The 17337-nt window shown below is 42.8% G+C and carries 16 protein-coding genes; 5 read left to right on the top strand and 11 right to left on the bottom strand.

Annotation, left to right across the window (positions count from 1 at the left end):
* Nucleotides 1-14 precede the first annotated feature (14 nt).
* The 5 genes from N5O98_RS00805 (at nucleotide 15) to N5O98_RS00785 (ending at nucleotide 4167) form a co-directional block, all read left to right on the top strand.
* A complete protein-coding gene (locus N5O98_RS00805) occupies nucleotides 15-1076 on the top strand; it encodes a sensor histidine kinase (RefSeq protein ID WP_004306368.1) in 1062 nt (353 codons plus the stop codon).
* A 42-nt stretch (nucleotides 1077-1118) separates the two neighbouring features.
* Complete coding sequence (locus tag N5O98_RS00800) at nucleotides 1119-1817, top strand: LytR/AlgR family response regulator transcription factor (RefSeq protein WP_004300327.1); 699 nt, start codon at nucleotides 1119-1121, stop codon at nucleotides 1815-1817.
* 367 nt (nucleotides 1818-2184) lie between these two features.
* On the top strand, nucleotides 2185-3408 hold the full coding sequence (locus N5O98_RS00795; protein ID WP_004318751.1) for a tyrosine-type recombinase/integrase: 1224 nt from the start codon (nucleotides 2185-2187) through the stop codon (nucleotides 3406-3408).
* A 97-nt stretch (nucleotides 3409-3505) separates the two neighbouring features.
* The gene (locus N5O98_RS00790; RefSeq protein ID WP_004313367.1) at nucleotides 3506-3676 is read left to right on the top strand and encodes a hypothetical protein; all 171 of its coding nucleotides are present in this window, start codon (nucleotides 3506-3508) and stop codon (nucleotides 3674-3676) included.
* Between the two features lie 41 nt (nucleotides 3677-3717).
* A complete protein-coding gene (locus N5O98_RS00785; protein WP_004311570.1) occupies nucleotides 3718-4167 on the top strand; it encodes a DUF5053 domain-containing protein in 450 nt (149 codons plus the stop codon).
* 337 nt (nucleotides 4168-4504) lie between these two features.
* On the opposite strand, the gene N5O98_RS00780 is transcribed toward N5O98_RS00785, so the two are convergent.
* From N5O98_RS00780 to N5O98_RS00730, 11 genes are all read right to left on the bottom strand, one after another.
* Nucleotides 4505-5062 (bottom strand): hypothetical protein, encoded by a 558-nt coding sequence (locus tag N5O98_RS00780; protein WP_099145817.1) that lies wholly within the window; start codon nucleotides 5060-5062, stop codon nucleotides 4505-4507.
* A 158-nt stretch (nucleotides 5063-5220) separates the two neighbouring features.
* Nucleotides 5221-5730 carry a histidine kinase gene (locus N5O98_RS00775; protein ID WP_099145818.1) on the bottom strand — a complete coding sequence of 170 codons (510 nt, stop codon included), beginning with the start codon at nucleotides 5728-5730 and terminating at the stop codon, nucleotides 5221-5223.
* Nucleotides 5727-6308 carry an N-acetylmuramoyl-L-alanine amidase gene (locus N5O98_RS00770; protein ID WP_118313734.1) on the bottom strand — a complete coding sequence of 194 codons (582 nt, stop codon included), beginning with the start codon at nucleotides 6306-6308 and terminating at the stop codon, nucleotides 5727-5729. Before N5O98_RS00770 ends, N5O98_RS00775 begins: the two co-directional genes overlap by 4 nt.
* The gene (locus tag N5O98_RS00765; RefSeq protein ID WP_004311566.1) at nucleotides 6292-6819 is read right to left on the bottom strand and encodes a hypothetical protein; all 528 of its coding nucleotides are present in this window, start codon (nucleotides 6817-6819) and stop codon (nucleotides 6292-6294) included. The genes N5O98_RS00770 and N5O98_RS00765 overlap by 17 nt, the downstream gene beginning before the upstream one ends.
* Entirely contained in the window at nucleotides 6816-7103 is a 288-nt protein-coding gene (locus N5O98_RS00760) for a hypothetical protein (protein ID WP_004300312.1), read from the bottom strand. Before N5O98_RS00760 ends, N5O98_RS00765 begins: the two co-directional genes overlap by 4 nt.
* 203 nt (nucleotides 7104-7306) lie before the next feature.
* Entirely contained in the window at nucleotides 7307-7585 is a 279-nt protein-coding gene (locus N5O98_RS00755) for a hypothetical protein (protein WP_004300310.1), read from the bottom strand.
* Nucleotides 7548-8969: an RNA-directed DNA polymerase gene (locus tag N5O98_RS00750; RefSeq protein ID WP_195664242.1), complete on the bottom strand. Its 1422-nt coding sequence runs from the start codon at nucleotides 8967-8969 to the stop codon at nucleotides 7548-7550. The genes N5O98_RS00755 and N5O98_RS00750 overlap by 38 nt, the downstream gene beginning before the upstream one ends.
* Nucleotides 8970-8983: 14 nt before the next feature.
* Complete coding sequence (locus tag N5O98_RS00745) at nucleotides 8984-9391, bottom strand: four helix bundle protein (RefSeq protein WP_004300306.1); 408 nt, start codon at nucleotides 9389-9391, stop codon at nucleotides 8984-8986.
* Between the two features lie 146 nt (nucleotides 9392-9537).
* Nucleotides 9538-10347 (bottom strand): DUF1566 domain-containing protein, encoded by an 810-nt coding sequence (locus N5O98_RS00740; RefSeq protein WP_269495401.1) that lies wholly within the window; start codon nucleotides 10345-10347, stop codon nucleotides 9538-9540.
* Between the two features lie 25 nt (nucleotides 10348-10372).
* Nucleotides 10373-11161 (bottom strand): vir region protein, encoded by a 789-nt coding sequence (locus tag N5O98_RS00735; RefSeq protein ID WP_009039435.1) that lies wholly within the window; start codon nucleotides 11159-11161, stop codon nucleotides 10373-10375.
* Nucleotides 11162-11163: 2 nt separating this feature from the next.
* Nucleotides 11164-17337: a hypothetical protein gene (locus tag N5O98_RS00730; protein WP_061448290.1), complete on the bottom strand. Its 6174-nt coding sequence runs from the start codon at nucleotides 17335-17337 to the stop codon at nucleotides 11164-11166.

Below are 17337 nucleotides of genomic sequence, written 5' to 3'. Positions count from 1 at the left end.
TTATCTTTGTCTTTATGAAACAAACCTTTACATCCGCACGTCGTCCCCTGGAGATACTGATACACATTATCAGCTGGGGGATTATGTTCGGTTTCCCGTTCTTCTTCGTTGAACGTGGAAACGGGAACATTAACTGGATGGCCTATATACGCCATCTTGCTGTACCACTCTCTTTTATGATTGCGTTCTACGTGAATTATTTCATTCTTGTTCCTCGTTATCTGTTTCAGAGTCAGGCCAAAAGATATATCGTCTACAACATTATCTTTTTATGTGTCATCGGCATTTTGTTACATCTCTGGCAAAGCCTGACATTCGATCCGTCATTTGCACCCAAAGCCAAAAGACCGGGTATGCCTCCGGGATGGCTATTCTTCCTTAGAGATATGTTGAGCCTCGTATTTACTATCGGCCTAAGTGCCGCTATCCGTATGAGCGCGCGATGGACGCAAAATGAAGCTGCCCGCAAAGAGGCGGAACGAAACCGTGCGGAAGCGGAACTGAAAAATCTGCGAAACCAACTGAACCCTCACTTTCTGCTGAATACCCTGAATAATATCTATGCACTGATTGCATTTGATTCGGACAAAGCGCAACAAGCAGTTCAGGAGTTGAGCAAACTGCTTCGTTATGTGTTATATGATAACCAACAAACGTACGTTCCTCTCTGTAAAGAGGTTGATTTTATCCGAAATTACATTGAACTGATGCGCATCCGCCTGTCGGCCAATGTACAGATGATTACTAAATTTGATATTCAGCCTGACAGTCAGACGCTTATTGCTCCGCTTATCTTTATCTCATTGATAGAGAATGCTTTCAAGCATGGCATCTCCCCTACTGAATCGAGTTTCATCAGTATTCATCTTTCGGAGAATGATAAGGAAGTGATTTGCGAAATTCGCAACAGTAATCATCCAAAGACAGTGGAGGATAAAAGTGGCTCGGGTGTGGGACTGGAGCAAGTCAGCCGCCGGTTGGAGATTCTTTATCCCGGGGCTTATACCTGGTCGAAAGGTATCTCAAAAGATGAAAAAGTATATGAATCGAAATTAAGTATCAAGATCAGAGAGTAGATTTCAAAACATTGAATATAAAAACTTTAGATATAAAATAGTATGATGTTACGTTGTGCAATTGTTGACGATGAGCCGTTAGCTCTTAGCTTGTTAGAGAGTTACGTGAATAAAACCCCGTTCCTGCAACTCGTAGGAAAGTATTCCAGTGCGGTTCAGGCAATGAAAGAATTGCCTGGCGAAGAGGTCGATCTCCTGTTTCTGGACATCCAGATGCCGGAGCTTAATGGTTTGGAGTTTTCGAAGATGGTAGATCCGCACACCCGCATTGTGTTTACTACCGCTTTCGGACAGTATGCCATCGACGGTTATCGTGTCAATGCACTCGACTACCTGCTGAAACCAATCTCCTATGTCGATTTCCTGCAAGCTGCCAACAAGGCCCTTCAATGGTTCGAACTTGTACAGAAACCGGAAGAGATAGACAGTATTTTTGTGAAAAGTGACTACAAACTGGTGCAAGTGGACTTGAAGAAAATCATGTATATCGAAGGACTGAAAGATTATATTAAAATATATACGGAAGATGCTTCCAAACCTATTCTATCACTGATGAGTATGAAAGCAATGGAGGAACTTTTACCTTCCAGCCGTTTCATACGCGTGCACCGCTCATTCATCGTACAAAAAGATAAGATACGTGTGATCGATCGCGGGCGTATTGTTTTTGACAAGACATATATTCCTATCAGCGATAGTTACAAGCAAGTTTTTCAGACTTTTCTTGACGAAAGGAGCTAATTATTCATGAATTTATCGGTAAAAAAGTGAATTTTGTCGATTATAGTTTGTCAAAACCCGTTTTATATCTACCTTTGCAACGAACAGAAAGGGATTGTGAAATTCCAAGAATAGAATAGTTTAGTTAAGTCTAGTTTAGTTTTTGTGTTGATCGGAAGCCTGCGAGCGAGCATGAGCTTCCGATTTTTATTTTATTGATATACAGTATATTAAAAGCACAATCGAACTATTTTTCCTATCAATTAGTAGTCTATAATAGAGAGCAAAAACGTCACTTTTGACGCTATAAAATGGTCGGATTATGGTCGGAAAATTCCCCGATTAGAATCTGATTATAAGTAAATTACAATAGGATGTTAAAAAAATAATGGTCGAAAACGCCATTTTTACCCTAAAAACACAAATTATGGCTACATTAACATTGGTAATAGTTCCCGCAAAAAGGTTATCAGACGGGACACACAAAATAAGAATTCGAGTCGCACACAACTCTGAAACGAGATTCATCACCACGGATATAGTGGTAAGGGAAAACGAGTTTAAGAACGGTAAAATAGTACACCGTCCAGACAAGGATTTTCTCAATACAAAATTACAACAGCTATACAACCTTTATTTCAAGCGATACATGGAACTGGACTACCCTGATTCGCTCACGTGCACGCAATTAGTCAAAATGATAACTAACCCGTTAAACGGAGAAAAGCATCGTAAGTTCGAGGATATCGTGGATGAATATCTGTCCCAAATAGATGAAGAAGAACGTACCAAGACATACAAGCTCTATCGGCTGGCCACAAACAAGTTTATGCAATTCATCGGGAACGGTTCTCTCATGGAACATATTACCCCTATCAGAATGAACCAGTACATATCATGGCTCAAAAAGACAAAGCTGTCAAGCACCACAATCAACATCTACATAACCCTGCTAAAGGTTATCATTAACTATGCTATAAAGATGAGATACGTCACCTACGATATCGACCCTTTCATCACAGCCAGAATTCCATCAGCCCAAAAGAGGGAAACGCAAATCACCGTCGAAGAACTCAAGACAATCAGGGACGCCAATTTAGAGCATTACAATCTCAACGTCACACGGGACATTTTCATGCTTACTTATTATCTTGCCGGCATGAACCTAGTAGACATACTAGCATACGATTTCCGGACGGATGAAATAAACTACATCCGAAAAAAGACCAAAAACACCAAAGAGGGGGACTCCCTGATTTCCTTTTCCATTCCCGAAGAAGCAAAGCCCATTATAAAAAAGTATATGAAAAAGAATACAGGGAAAATCATATTCGGGAAATACAAGAACTATACCTCCTGCTATAACCTGCTGGCCAGGAAAATCAGTCAATTAGGCAAGGTGGCAGGAATCAGGCATAAATTCACCCTATATTCAGCCCGCAAATCTTTCGTCCAACATGGATATGACCTGGGAATTCCTCTTAGTACACTGGAATACTGTATCGGGCAATCAATGAAAGAAGATAGACCAATCTTCAACTATGTCACAATAATGAGAAAACACGCTGATAAAGCAATCAGGGAAATACTTGACAACTTGAAAAATGAATAATCACATATAAAATAAATCACTAAGAATTTGCATAATAACCAAATGCTTATTATCTTTGTAGTGTCAAATAAGAGTTCTTAATTTTAATGTTTAACTGATGAAAGATGAAGAAAAAAAAGAATTAGAACAAGAGTATGAGAATTTAAAACTTCTCGCTTCATTTCACGAGGCCTATGGGGTTCCTGAAAATGCCAAAGAACGGGAAGCGCTTATAAATGACATACTCGATCGGATGAACGAAATCCAAGAGAAATTAAAAAAGTTGTAATTAACATCCCTCCCTTCGGGGAGGGACAAACATTAAAAGCTATGATAGATTGGAATGATTGCCTGCCAACAAAAGAAATGCAGGCTGACTTTGAAAGATTCAAAGAACTAAAAACCACAGAAGAAAAAGAAGCTTTCAAAAAGGAAATGCAGGATAAATATAATAAGCTACCGGAAGCCCAAAAGGAAGCCTACAAAAAAGCATCTGAAGCTGGGCTAAAAGCAACAGTAAATGCCTGCAATGATTATATAGAAAGAGCGGAAGAAGCCATATTACGTGATAAACTTGGAGAATTGCCCGAAGCAATCTCATTCAGTTATATTGCAAAGAAATATTTTGGTAAAAGTAGAAACTGGCTATATCAGCGTATTAATGGGAATATAGTCAACGGGAAAAAGGCTCGCTTTACTGACAATGAACTCAAAACGTTCCTGAACGCTTTGAACGATGTTAGCGAAATGATTCATCAGACATCATTAAAAATCAGTTAAGCTCTTATTTGACACCATCCCTGCATTGAGCCGATGCAGGGATTTTTATTGTCTAATCGAAAAATAATTGTATCTTTGCAACATCAAGATAATACGGACATAATTCGGATTATTTTGGTTTGACTTTGGTGAGGGGGTGGTTCCCCTCACTTTTTTTATATCCACGATCGAACTTTTCATTTATATATTAGTACTATCTTATGTAAGCCTTCTTGAGAGTGTGTTGATTGTGTGTGTTGTTGATCGGAAGGATTACAAAACAAAGAGGTAGCTTATTTGGCTACCTCTTTCATTTTTTCCCTGAATGGAGTCATGATTGTAATTATTCTCCATATATTTATTGATTACCTATAATCTTTCTAAAATCCAATTCTAATTTTTCAGATATTTCATCAAGCAGAGAGTCTGATTTTGTTATCAAATCTCTCATATTTTGGCATAGTTCATGATTCTTATTGTGTTCATAATCTTCTTTAAACTGAGCATACATATCAATATTTCCTCTAACACTCTTAAAGAAAGAATAAATATCATCTCTTAACTTTGGCTCAAAATATATAATATTACATTGAAAATATTCATAAGCTTCCCAAAAGGCTTGATAACTATCTACTATTTTTTTATTAGAAGGCTCTCCTTCATATATTTTTTCATAAGGACTTATATACCTTCCAACAGCCCATTTCATTTTTTGAAATTTAGAAAATAAGACTCCAGCAGATTCACATTTTTTTTCATGTAACTTTGAAAAACGAGTTTGTTTCTTAAATATTTTTAAATCAAGTCTTATTCTTAATATTAAGAATATAATAAACACCACTCCTGCAATAGTTACTATGGTAAGACTATACTTTCCATTTAACAAATTCATTATAATATCTAAAGCATCTTTCATTATTATATCTTTTAGTTACGTCACAAAGGTAAGTTTTTAAATTTATGATTTAGAGAGATGTCACATCAAATTGCAAAATAGAAAGCCCCGGCCATTCGGTCAGGGCATGATTTCCGCCGTCGCGGATTTGGAATTAAAGGGATTCCGATGTAAAAGTACTACTTATTTCTCAACTTGGATACTCTCCATCCACTTATTATTAGAACTATAATACCTATATAAATTTTATCTTTATGTAAATCCCACCATGACAGTTCAATAACCTTTTCCTTTTGCTTCAGCACTGCATCTACTTTATAATTCAAAGAATCCAGACTATTAGAAAACTGCTGTAAAGTGATAGATAATGTTTCATCAACTTCCGTCCGTTCCTGGTCCTGCTTGGATGCAGTAGTAGTACTTTCTTTAATCGGATGTTGTTTTCCTGTTGAATCCGGAGCAGACAAGTAAACTGTTTTATTCTCAATCTTCAGATCACTCAACTTGTCAGTAGTAACCTTCGTTTGCTTACTTACATCTACTCGCAGTGATTCAATCATGCTTTGAATACGACTCAATTCACCGGAATAGTCTATCTGCTTTTGAGTTTCCATATTCCGGGAAGTCTTGCAGGAAGCAAACCATATTCCCGCCATCATGAACATGGTTATATAGATTAGAGCCTTCATAAGCCTAGATATTTAACAATACCCTCAATATGAATCCGAGCAATATCCTCTTTGCCCTCCCGAGACAAAAGGTACTCAACATCCTCTTTATTGTCCTGAAAGAAGTTTTCGACCAATACTGCCGGACAATTCGTATCGCGACAGATAGCAAGATTCTGCTGCCAGTATGGTTGTCCAGGCATAGGTTTACGGACCGATACTGGAATACTCTCTGCAACCTCTGCCAGACAACTAGCCAACTTCTTGCTATTACTTGATGCGTTGTTAGATACAAACACACTCCATCCCTTTGCGTTCATCCAATTTGCACCGGAACCGGCAGCATTACAATGAATAGAAACTAGGATAGCCTTCTTTCCTGTCTCTTTGTAGATTGCATTAGCCCGTTGGCAACGCTCAAACAAAGGAACATCCGTATCTTCTTTCACGATCCGTTCTGCATCAATACCTTTCTTGCGCAATTCAGATACTACTCTATCAGCAATTTCCCTTGAATACGCCCACTCTCTTAATCTCCCATCTGGCGAACGTTTACCAGGTGTATTTTCACCGTGACCATTATCAATCAATATTTTCATATCTTTCCTCTTTATCTAGTTCGTTTTCGATTCTATCAATAATTCCTTGTACATGTGTAGGCGTAGCCCGCTTAAATTCAAAACGTATTACATGGTAAATTATACGAAACCCTTTGTTTCTAGGATAAGCAATAATCAGATTCTTAAATGCGTTCTGAAGATATACATAAGAAAATACATACGTAATAGTCTTAATAACTAACAATGAGTTCTCACCATCTCCTATCAAGCTCATAAAGGAGAAGACTACTTCAATGATTATAAGATAGAGGAGAAGTTCGACCAAGGCATTTTTAAACTTATCCCACTTAAAGTTTTTACAACGTATAATTGAAACACCATCAGCCCTCATTCCGCACCAAATATTAAATCCAAACATTACAACTAATGCTATAAGAAAACCTTTAGTCGGCGTTAAATAAGCAAGAAGAGAACTGAACATCGAAACGAAAATAATTCGTATCTGGTCTACATTAAATAACTCATATAACCATCTCATAATATTAATCATAAAGTTACTACCAATATTGAAAACACAGTAATCAGCCCAGGAAGCAAAACAGTAGCTAATGCGTCAAGCCAATCAAAGATGAACCCGCACTTTTTCTGAATGTACTCAACCACTATTGCGGCAATGGCGGTTGTCGTTAAAGAAACAATAGCAGATTTACAGAAATCAATGCCTAATAGAAGGAAACAGAAAACAAGCATTACAACAAAGACGAACATCCCGGCTTTGACGTGTGCCGGTCGGTTAGATTGCAAAAGCCAATCATACAATACTTTTATACCCATACTCATAGCGTTTAATTATTAATAAAATATTCTGTATGGAACAAATGTATTGAGTATAATAACGAGTTTTACAAAAATGGAAAATCTTGGAAATCAATTCTATGATAAATATCTATAAAACAAGACATTATAATTTTCACTTTTTCCATAAATAAAAAAGGGATGCTTGATAAGCACCCCTAAACAACCAACAGATTGAACTATTAATCCGTAAACATATACACGGAAAGATCAACCTTTTCTATTTCGTCTGAAATTGTATCTCCATACATTGTTAGACACACACGATAACGGTCAATACTTCTTTGAATCTGTTGCAAGGTAGGTTTCTCGGGATATTCCGAACTGGCAAAAGTTACCAGTTCTTCACCATTCTCACTGGTACCAACCACCCGGAAGTGATGACGTACAATCCAAGTTCCGTCCGGCTGTTGCTCGATAGGCTTAGCAATCCCACGCGGTAAGATATTTTTTTGATCCATGTTTTTTGATATGTTTAATTAGTTGTTTTCTATGGTTATATTTATTCTTCAATACAAACTTTTCAAAATGTCCTTCGATATAAACATATTCCCACCATTCAGGAAGCAACATCGCTGCAATTTTACGGCGGATATTGTACGTTGCAAAGTGTTTCATCAGGCCATAATAAGAGTTCATCGTACTCACAAACTTCTCAACATACGCTTCTGCAAATCCATTTTCAGCTATTCTATTAAATTTCCTGACAGCGTTATATGTGTTACCAACCACCCTGTTAGATACATAAATTCTACCAGGCAAAATGAACGCCCCTACAAACAAGACTCCTTTTTTATAATGCTGAAGATACAGTTTGCGTGGATGCAACCGTAAAAGGAGTTGTTCTTTCAGGAAACCATCAAGAAGATGGACTTTGGACAATATTTCTTCCGGTGATTTCACTACGATACAAAAGTCATCAACAAAGCGTACATAATATATGAATCCCAGTATTTCCATCACGAAATAATCATATACAGACGCCAGAAAGTTGGCTATGAGTTGCGACGGCAGGTTCCCGATAGCCACTCCCCTGTCAGGGTCATTATGAAACAGACTTTTATTACTGGGAAGTTTGTCCCACATGGAGACGGGAGAGCGTCTGATACACTTATTTTGTGGACAATGAAAGATAGTAACGGCTAGAAGGTAAAGCAAACATTCAATATCATCGCCTTTATAATTGTCCCTTACGAATATGTTCAGCATTTCCCATACCAACGATTTCGAGATAGACATGAAGAAACTGAACAGGTCATCTTTGAAAATGTACGCATCGGCAGTATAATTCTCACTGACCTCGACTATCATGTTATTCAGATAGTGCACGGCAGACAGACATCCCTCACCTTTCCGGCAGTTCTTCGAGACGTTCCCTTGTTCCCGAAAACGTTCCTCTAAAATCGGCTCGATACGAAGAGCGATCCAGTGATGGACAACACGATCAATGAAAGCGGCGGCAAAGACTTCCCGATATACAGGGTAAGTCCGTATGAATACTTTTGAAAAGTCCGGTACATATTCACCGTAAATAATAGAATACCATAGCCGCACCAATGCAGACTGATAATCATTATAGAACTCAACACAATCCGTACTCGTTCTTTTCTGCCTGGCACAATCTTCGGATGCTTCGAAAATACTGCTAAGAAGTATGTCATAGATTATATTACCTGTTGCGGTGAGGGGACGAACCCGGTTCGCGTTCTGGCGGTTGTTCGTGTTGACGTTGCCGTTGTTGAAGTTCACGTTCCAACTGCTGGAAGCCGTTGCATCCGCTATCTTAGTCTTTCCCGGCTCATCACCGGGGGGATGCCCAATAAATAATTCTAATTGCTCACTCATAATCCCCTTGGCGATTATGACTCCGGCTTTGCGACTTGTTGCGATCCGTTAGCTTTTTGCCGTTGGAGATCTGCAACCGTTTTTTTGTACCAACCGGTACTTTGCTTACCGATGCTCTCTGCAAGCAGACAGATTTCGGCAGTTTGAGTCAGGCTGGTCAAATGTCGTTCTTCACACACTCTTAGCAGTAATTTCAATGCATCAAACTCACACAAAAACTTCATCAGATAATCTGCACGATGCTCAAGGTTCATATCTGTATTTGCATAACGGATATATTCGCAACAATGAACGGCAAGCATCATCAACTCCGTACCAAATTCATACCGGAACGCCTTGGGGAATTGTTGCCGGGCATCAATGATAAGGTTCAGAAGCTTATACATCGAATTTGATATAGGAAGGTCTTGTGTAAGTGCCATGTTAATTTTTTAATATTTTAATGTATGTATTAGAGGGCGCAAAGTTAATAACTGTAAAGCAATTAACACAATTTTAGCTCAAAAAAGTGAAACTAAAAAGCCCCTACCGGGGCTTTTATTTAGCTAACTTTCTAAGGGATAAAGAATTAAAGGGATAAAGTGTTTATTGCGGTGAGGGGACGAACCCGGCTCGCGTACTGGCGGCTGAACGTGCTGACGATGCCGCCGTTGAAGTCCACGCCCCAACTGCTGGAAGCGTCATATTCGGTACTAGACCAATACCAGTCATTTGTAAATATATTTTGATTGCCAAACATAGAAGTTATGAGCTCATTGATTTCGGTTTTATACTTGGCCATAAGCATAAGTTCACCCAATGCGGGCAGGTTCCACACGGTTGTATCTTCAATTCCGTCAGATTCAAGCGTACAGGCTTTATAGGCTCTGGCAACTTCGGCGGCAGGGGTGCCGACAGTTCCCTGGGTGTCCTTGACGCCTGCAAGGGTTTCTATTATAACATCGGTATTTTCCTTGCCGTCGAAGGTATCATAGAGTCCTTGGTTACCACTGCCGTAGTTTTTCAAGCCGCGTAGGTCAGTTCCGTAGCCACCCCATTTGAACGTTTTATTGCCGCCTGCGTCAACGCAGTCGCTTTTGGCGATAATGAACTGGTGGCATTCGGCGCGAAGTCGGATGCCGATACGGATATACTTGGAGCGATTATTCGCGCTCATGGAGTTCCATTCGGAAGCCGTGAAAAAGACTTGTTCACCGTCTTCAATCCGGAGCGTAGCCAAAGAAAGGTCAAGAAGCGTACCTGCCCATTGCATATACTTGGCGATGTCACTCGCCGGGGTATTTTCATTGACGGTTGTAAAACCGATTGATTGCAAAGCTGCAACTTGGTCTTGTTTATTCAGGCGCATAAGCATTGCGTTAGCGATATTTTTATCCATTTTATTATATAATTTTAGGTTAATACTATTCAGAAGCAACAGCTCTCACATGGAGAAGATTTGAATTTTTGTTTTGATTCGTAATACGCCCGGTATTCAGTTCGAACGCCCAGGCGGAGTTAGTATCCCAAATTGTTGATGACCAGTAGTATTTATCAGTCATCAGCATACTGTCACTACTCCAAAAGGTACGCATCATCTCATTGATTTTATCGCGATAGCGGTACATCAGAAGCATTTGGCCGGATGAAGGAAGGAACCAGTTAGATTCATCCTCGATACCGTCACTTTCCAAAGTGTAGGCACGGTATGCACGGGCGGCTTCGGCAGCTGGCGCACCGATCACACCACTATTATTTTGGTCTTTCAGAGTTGCGATAATGAGGTCAGTATCTTCCTCACCCGTGAAGCAGCCATACATGGCGCCCAGTCCTTTTTGATTCAGGCCATCTATGGCTTTGCCCTGACCGCCCCAGTAGAAGGTGGTAGTCATGTCGGCATTATAGCACTCCTGGGCGGAAATTACGAAGGAGTGTCCATGTGCCCGGATACGAAGACCGCGTTTGATAAACAACTGTTTGTTGGTAACCGTGAGGGAATCCCATTCCTCACGGGTGAAATACCATTTGGAGTTATCCGAGATGCGGTTACAGGCAAGATTCAAATCAAGCAGGCCGGCAGCCCACTTGATACGTTGTCCAAATTCAGATGCGCGGGAATTCTCGGTGATATCCGAGAATCCAACGGCGTTCAGTGCTGCTACTTGTGCCTGTTTATTCAAGCGAAGCAGCGTTGCGCTTTGTTCATTCGTCATAGTTACTTGTTGATTAAATCATTAATATCCATATTGTCTTCAGCGAAGCGTTCGAGATATTCTTCGTAGGTTTCGCCGTTATAATATTCAAGGACTTCATTGATGTTGTCCAGCGTTACGTTATCGTAGTACGGTTCCCCGCCATAAGACTCATTATTGAACCAGTTGATCAGGTCGATGTAGGCATCTATGACGGTAAGGATGACAAGGCCGTCGATACCGGATTCAAGAGATTCGATTTCATCCGTTTCACGGATAACTGTCAGTTCATACGTGCCGTTGACTACCGGTTTATCCTGTCTGTTGCCGTCCTCATCCATTCCGGCAACTCCATATTCGAGAATGGCAAGAAGCTCGGAGCCGTCAGCCTTCAGGGTCATGTTCGAGATACGGAGCATGGAAAGTTTACGGGATGCCGCTTGTGAAGCGAGGACGTCACGGAGCATCTGAATGGCGTCAAGTTGAGGCGACGTTTCAAGACGCAGGCGTTGGACGTTCGGCATGGATTCTATTTGCAGGCCGGACGGGGCGGAAAGACCGGTATAGGTCAGTTCAGGAAGACCGACAAAACGGAGGCTTGTCATTGTTGCTGGAAGAGAGATGTCATTAATCGGAGAAGTCTCTGCAAGAGTGATGTTCTCCAGTTTGCTACCGGACGCATTGATATGGGCGATACGTGGGCATTTGTCGGTAACGAGCGTAGCGATTTGTGTGTTCCGGATATCGAGTGATACGAGGAAGGGCATTTCGCCGCAGTTCAGCGAGGTAAGCGGTGCGTAAGAACCGATGGATTGTTCTGTATGGGTGTCAGAGCCCAAGATAAGGGTTTCCACAAGTTGCATGGCGGAGAAGCTCACCGTACTTGACAGGGAGATTTCAGACAGGTCGAGCAGCTTCATGCGGTCAGCCTGATAGATATACAGCAAGGCGCCTTCCTCATGTGAGAAGTTGGTGAATACATATTCTTCGCCCGCTTCAAGGAAGCAGCTTTCGGAAAGGTTGCCGCTAGCGTCATTGCCGACACCGAAGTAACCGTTTTTAGCAGCGACAATCCGGATGGTGGCGTTTGATTTGGAAGATACGCGCCCGGAAATTACACCGCTGAAGAAATCACCGGTTTGGAAATAGCCGTCACGAATACGCCAACGTCTTTCAATGAAGGACGGAAGGGCAGTAAGTCCAAGACCTTGCAGGGCATAAAAGTAGATAGCGTCAGAAGTGGCGGTATAGGAGATGTATTTCCGTTCACCATCGTAAGAACTAACCAGTTTCTGCCATTTTTTGAGCCGTTTGTCAATGAAGAAATGCGTAGCTCCTTCGGGTGAGAACGGGTGCAGGGTGACGCCGTCAATGGTCGCCTGAACGTTACGCATGGCGGCGGCAACGGTACGCAGGGAGAGTTCCGTACCGGATGAGTCAGTCCACACTACTTGCTGGAGATAGATGTTATTAAACAGAACGGAGCCGTAGCCAGCATAAGGGTTAGTGAATGTTTCATCGCTCGTCCGGTTGGGGTCCACCTCGGCATCAACCGTGCAACCACCGTCGTTGTCCTTGCTATTGAGCGTATCGCAGTCATAGATTTTATTCAGGTACATGCGCATGGCATCCTCGGAGCTGTACACACCGTCTGTTACGGAAGCATACTCTTCCAAGAACCACATCGGCTGCATATTCTTGGCGCGTTGGTCAGTGGCGGCAAGGTAGTCGGTGAAGATGTCATAACTCAAGACACTTTCTGGGCAGGCGTATTTATACAGGTTTTCCTTCCATGTTCTTTGCCAGTTCCCGCCTTTGGAGTAATCGCAGGAATCACAGAAGCGCAACCATCGGTAGAGGTTATAGGGCACTTTCTTACCCAAAGCGTAATCAATGGCGAGCTGGTCATCATCGACAAGCGATTCAAAGTAGTAAGTCCATGCCGGGAAGGTATCAGCAGAGATAGTTCCGTTATCCACGAGTTTTTGAACCCATGAGGACTTGTCCGTTTTCATGGCCATCATATCCTGAACAGAACCGACGCCCTGAAACCAGTCCATACCTTGGTAGTTAAGAAGTTCGAAACCTTCAACCGGATTCAGGACGTCACCGGTGACATTCCATTTGCCGTTTTCATACTTCATGGAACCGGACTGCTTTTTCCATGAGCTGTCCTGATACCTCATTATCCGGTACGAACTACCGCAATACAGGGAAAGCAGGTACACGCTGTCCGTATCGAGTCCGTCAGTCTGTTTGAAGCGTATCTCAATTGCGTCTAAAGTTTCGTCAGGAGTACCGAAGAACTCTATGAAGTCACCATAATTCAGGCAACCTTTGTTATAGCCGGGGGTATCTTTGAAGCCGAGGGCGAACTGTTCCCCTTTGTCTTCTTTCCAGTTGCCTTTGGCATGGAAATAGACGTTTTGCAGGCTGTCATCCTTACACCGATAGGTGGCTACCGGGTGATTGGCGGTAGAGTGGTTCATCTGCAAGTCTTCGATATGCAAGTCACCGCTGTCAAATGTTCCGTCAAATGCACGTTGGACAGGTGTCATATAGTTACCACCTAAGGCACGGTATGTAACGTTCATCATTTCACAGGCGCCGCAGTCGTTCGCATTACCGGAATCGGAGTAATCGACTTTTACGGTAATGACATCGACCGGGATTGTATTATCACCGACCTGTACTTTGTTGATGGCAGCCAAGGCTATTGCACGGCGTCCTTCCTCCGTCGTATCGTCCGGATTAAGTAGTATGATTCGAGTGTCCTTGTTTTTGCCTTTGCTCTTGGCGAGGTAGTAGCGTTTATTCTTTACCGGGCGTTTGGCAGAGGTGGTTCCCTGGTTGCGGGTTTGGACACTCATGGCCTTGAAGTTACGCCACGGGCGTTCGGGGTCAAAGTAATAGAGCGTGATGTATATCTTCGTACTGGTGGAAGTGGTGCCGTCCAGTGCTTCTATATCGGAGCCTTCATAGGGGCATTCGACAATGTAAGGCATACCGCGTGAATAGATTTCGGCAGCCGACGGGCGGCTTTGGGTACTACCCTCGGCTGTCTGGCTTTTAAGGACGTCCTCAAAGGCGTATTCCTTCACCATTACCTCCGTATCGGTCAGACGGACAAGGTAGTTCTTGAACGCCTGTGCCCATTCCATATAAGAGTTCCAGGCCATCATGTAATAAAGGTACAAATCACCCAGCCTGCCGTCCATCGTTATATATTTGGTCTGAATCAGGGAGCCGCCGCCCGGAACATAACCAAGGCAGGCGACTTCCTCACCGTTGAGGAAGAGTTTCATCATAGAATATCGTGTACCGTCACGTTCAACGTAGTTGCTTGCAGGTTCAACAACCACGGCTACGGTTATCTTTTCACCCTGTCGATAGGCGCGTTCTTCACGACGGGAAACGCCATTGTTACAGAAGATGCCGACCACCCGGCCGGTGACATAGAAGCCGGCACCGGACGTTTCGTCATAGCAGCTAAGGAGCAGGGCATCATCATCGGTCACGTTCTTGGAAGCGAAAGCGAACTGGATGGCGGCACCGTTGGATTCGATGGACGAGCCGGCAAACGGGGCATGGTTTAATGACACGCCCACATTCTCGGCTACGCGAAGGCAGTTCTCACCCAAGAATGTGCCAAAACCGTTGGTAGTCCAGTTGGCACCGTCCACTTTCATTTCATAATTACCGCTGACAATGCTATGGTCAGTTTCCTGATTGGTACGGGATGAGAAGTCAAAGTTATAGATGGCGCCTTCTTTTATGGCGGCGTCAATGGCGGAACCGCTAACTGTCACCCGGACAGGTTCGCTAGTCACGTCCTTGCATACGGCAGTATAGTTGACCGTATCGGTGCCGTCAGCCTTGTAGCCCTGCAGTTGCTGTTTGACCTGATAGGTTTTGTTACGACTGGCAGCAATTTGTGTTACCTGCACGTTATTGGCTTTCACGCTGACGGGTGAAGTCATTTCCAACGGGTCATAACAGGCAACATCAAGTTCTACGGTTTCGTACAGTCGGACTACTCCACCGTTTTTATCATCGTATCTCAAGGCGACAAGAGGTGTGGAACTATTCGGGTCAATTACCATGACAGCCGTGTAGATGACATTTCCTTTCACTCCGGATGCGACATCCATTCCTTGGATGCGCAAGGGATAGGTACCGTGTTCTAGGCCGAGGGAAGCAGGGCGGATTACAACGGAGTGCGAGTAGTTGTCATTTACAACGGTGGTAGACAGGGATTGCCATTCACCATTAATCTTGATGTCAACCTGGGCACTGATACCTTTATCAGAGGTGTTGTTTCCGAACTTATAGAGTGGAAGGCTGAAACTTTCAGTTGTCGGAGTAAGCAGAGTTTCAGGGGTATAGTTGAGCACCTGCACACAGGTACAGGTAATATCAACAGCTGTTACATTGACATTCTTGGAACCGGTATTGCCGCTTTCGTCAGTGGCTATCAGCTTGAATTTCCGAGTACCGGCAGCCGTAAAGTATGCGGTGAAGTCCAGTTCAAAGGAGAAGTCCTTCATGTCACCGGAAGATGCTTTGTTGACGGTTTCAGTCCAGACGGTAAGCCCGCTTTCACGGTCTACGAGTTCCAGTTTCTCAATCAGGTTGTCAGAGGATTCGACACCGTTCGAGGTCACGGAACGAATGGCGGCAAAGGTTCGTAGCGTGGAGCCGTAAGAGCCATAGACAGGTGTCGACTGGAAAGCAATGGCAACAATGGTACCGCCAGTTTGACCGCCGCCACCCGTGCCGATAGCGAACTGCACTTCATCACCAAGGGTTTCACCAGCAGCGTTCTTCATCTGAAGTTTTACGATGCCTTCTGTTTCCACGTTTACGTCGAGGTTGGCCGGAACATAGGCATAGGCGCCACCAGTTGAAAAGGCATCCTTTCCCCCTTCTGCCGGTTCATCGGAAGTTTCAACAACGGAACCGCCACCACCATTCCCGAAGGGTTTCCAAAGAGAAGGGGTCGCAAAATCGGACACAGCACCCTGGAACTGCCGGGTTTCCATTTCATACTCGCCTGTTTTGTAAGTAATGATGAGACCCGTTCGCTCATATTTGACGCCAGATTCCTGTTGATAGGAGACAATGGCGGCAATAGCGGTTTCAAGGGTATAGTGGCCATCTTTCAGAGGGCGGATCTCATCAACAATGACGATGGGGTGTGTTACATCGTCGGCGGGCGTGCCGCTCTTCATATCCTCAAGGGCTTGCTTATCCTCGGCGGACAAAAGGCCGGCTTGTTCAAGGGTAGCAGAAGGCAGACGGAAGCTGTCGTCCGTTTCTTTACCGGTTGTTTTGGACACTTTCTTAAAATACACATTGAGATAGGAAGCGTCAGACAGGACGGAGAAAGAACCCGGTTTGATTATATCGGAAGGGATATTTTTCATTGTATCTTCCAAAGACTTTCCACGGTTGCCGGGGAAAGCTTCTTCTTCACCTTCCCCAAGAGACAACGGTTCAGGCAGACATTCAGAAGGAACTTTACTTTCTTCGTTCAAAGGAGCGATACCGTTCGCTTTTCCTATCCTTTCCTCAAAGTCATTTATTACAGAGGTCCATTTGCCCCATGTAACACTCTCATTGGAAACAATACCTATTCGTGAGATTGTACAAACTGTACCTAAATATACACCTTCGGCATTGTCTGACATGGTAGCCAGTTGTATACACGAAGTGAATGATTGACAAACCTTATCAAGCTCCAACCGTTCAATTTGTATATTTACAGGAATCTTAGACAAATCAACAGACAAAATACACCGATAATTCCCAATAGAAGAATCCCCGGAATACATCGTTTTTAATTTATCTTTAAAGCTACCAATAGTAGTAAAAGAGCCAATACTTTTAAATGGGTCAGTCAAAGGATTGGATTTATCAGACACTCCTGTTATACGTTTCAATAACTCGGCGTCTCCATCCGATAAATCTTTTGCAATCTTATTGACATTCTCCACTAATGCATCAAAATCCCCATTCACCATTTTAGCAATGGTACTTGAAAGTAAATCAATAGATATTTTCCGACCGCCACTAACTTCAACGTACATATCTTTGGATAGCTCTGTTGTATCAGTCAGTTGCTCTATTGTAAGACTGTTTGTCTTCAACGCTTGTAACACAAGGCTAATAATCTGTTGTTTTTCTGTTTCTGTCAT

Origin of the sequence: Bacteroides sp. LFL-34, from assembly GCF_027257075.1 — a bacterium.
GTDB lineage: Bacteria > Bacteroidota > Bacteroidia > Bacteroidales > Bacteroidaceae > Bacteroides > Bacteroides ovatus.
Note: the sequence above shows the minus strand (reverse complement) of the source record. Positions and strands in the feature narration are given on the sequence as shown.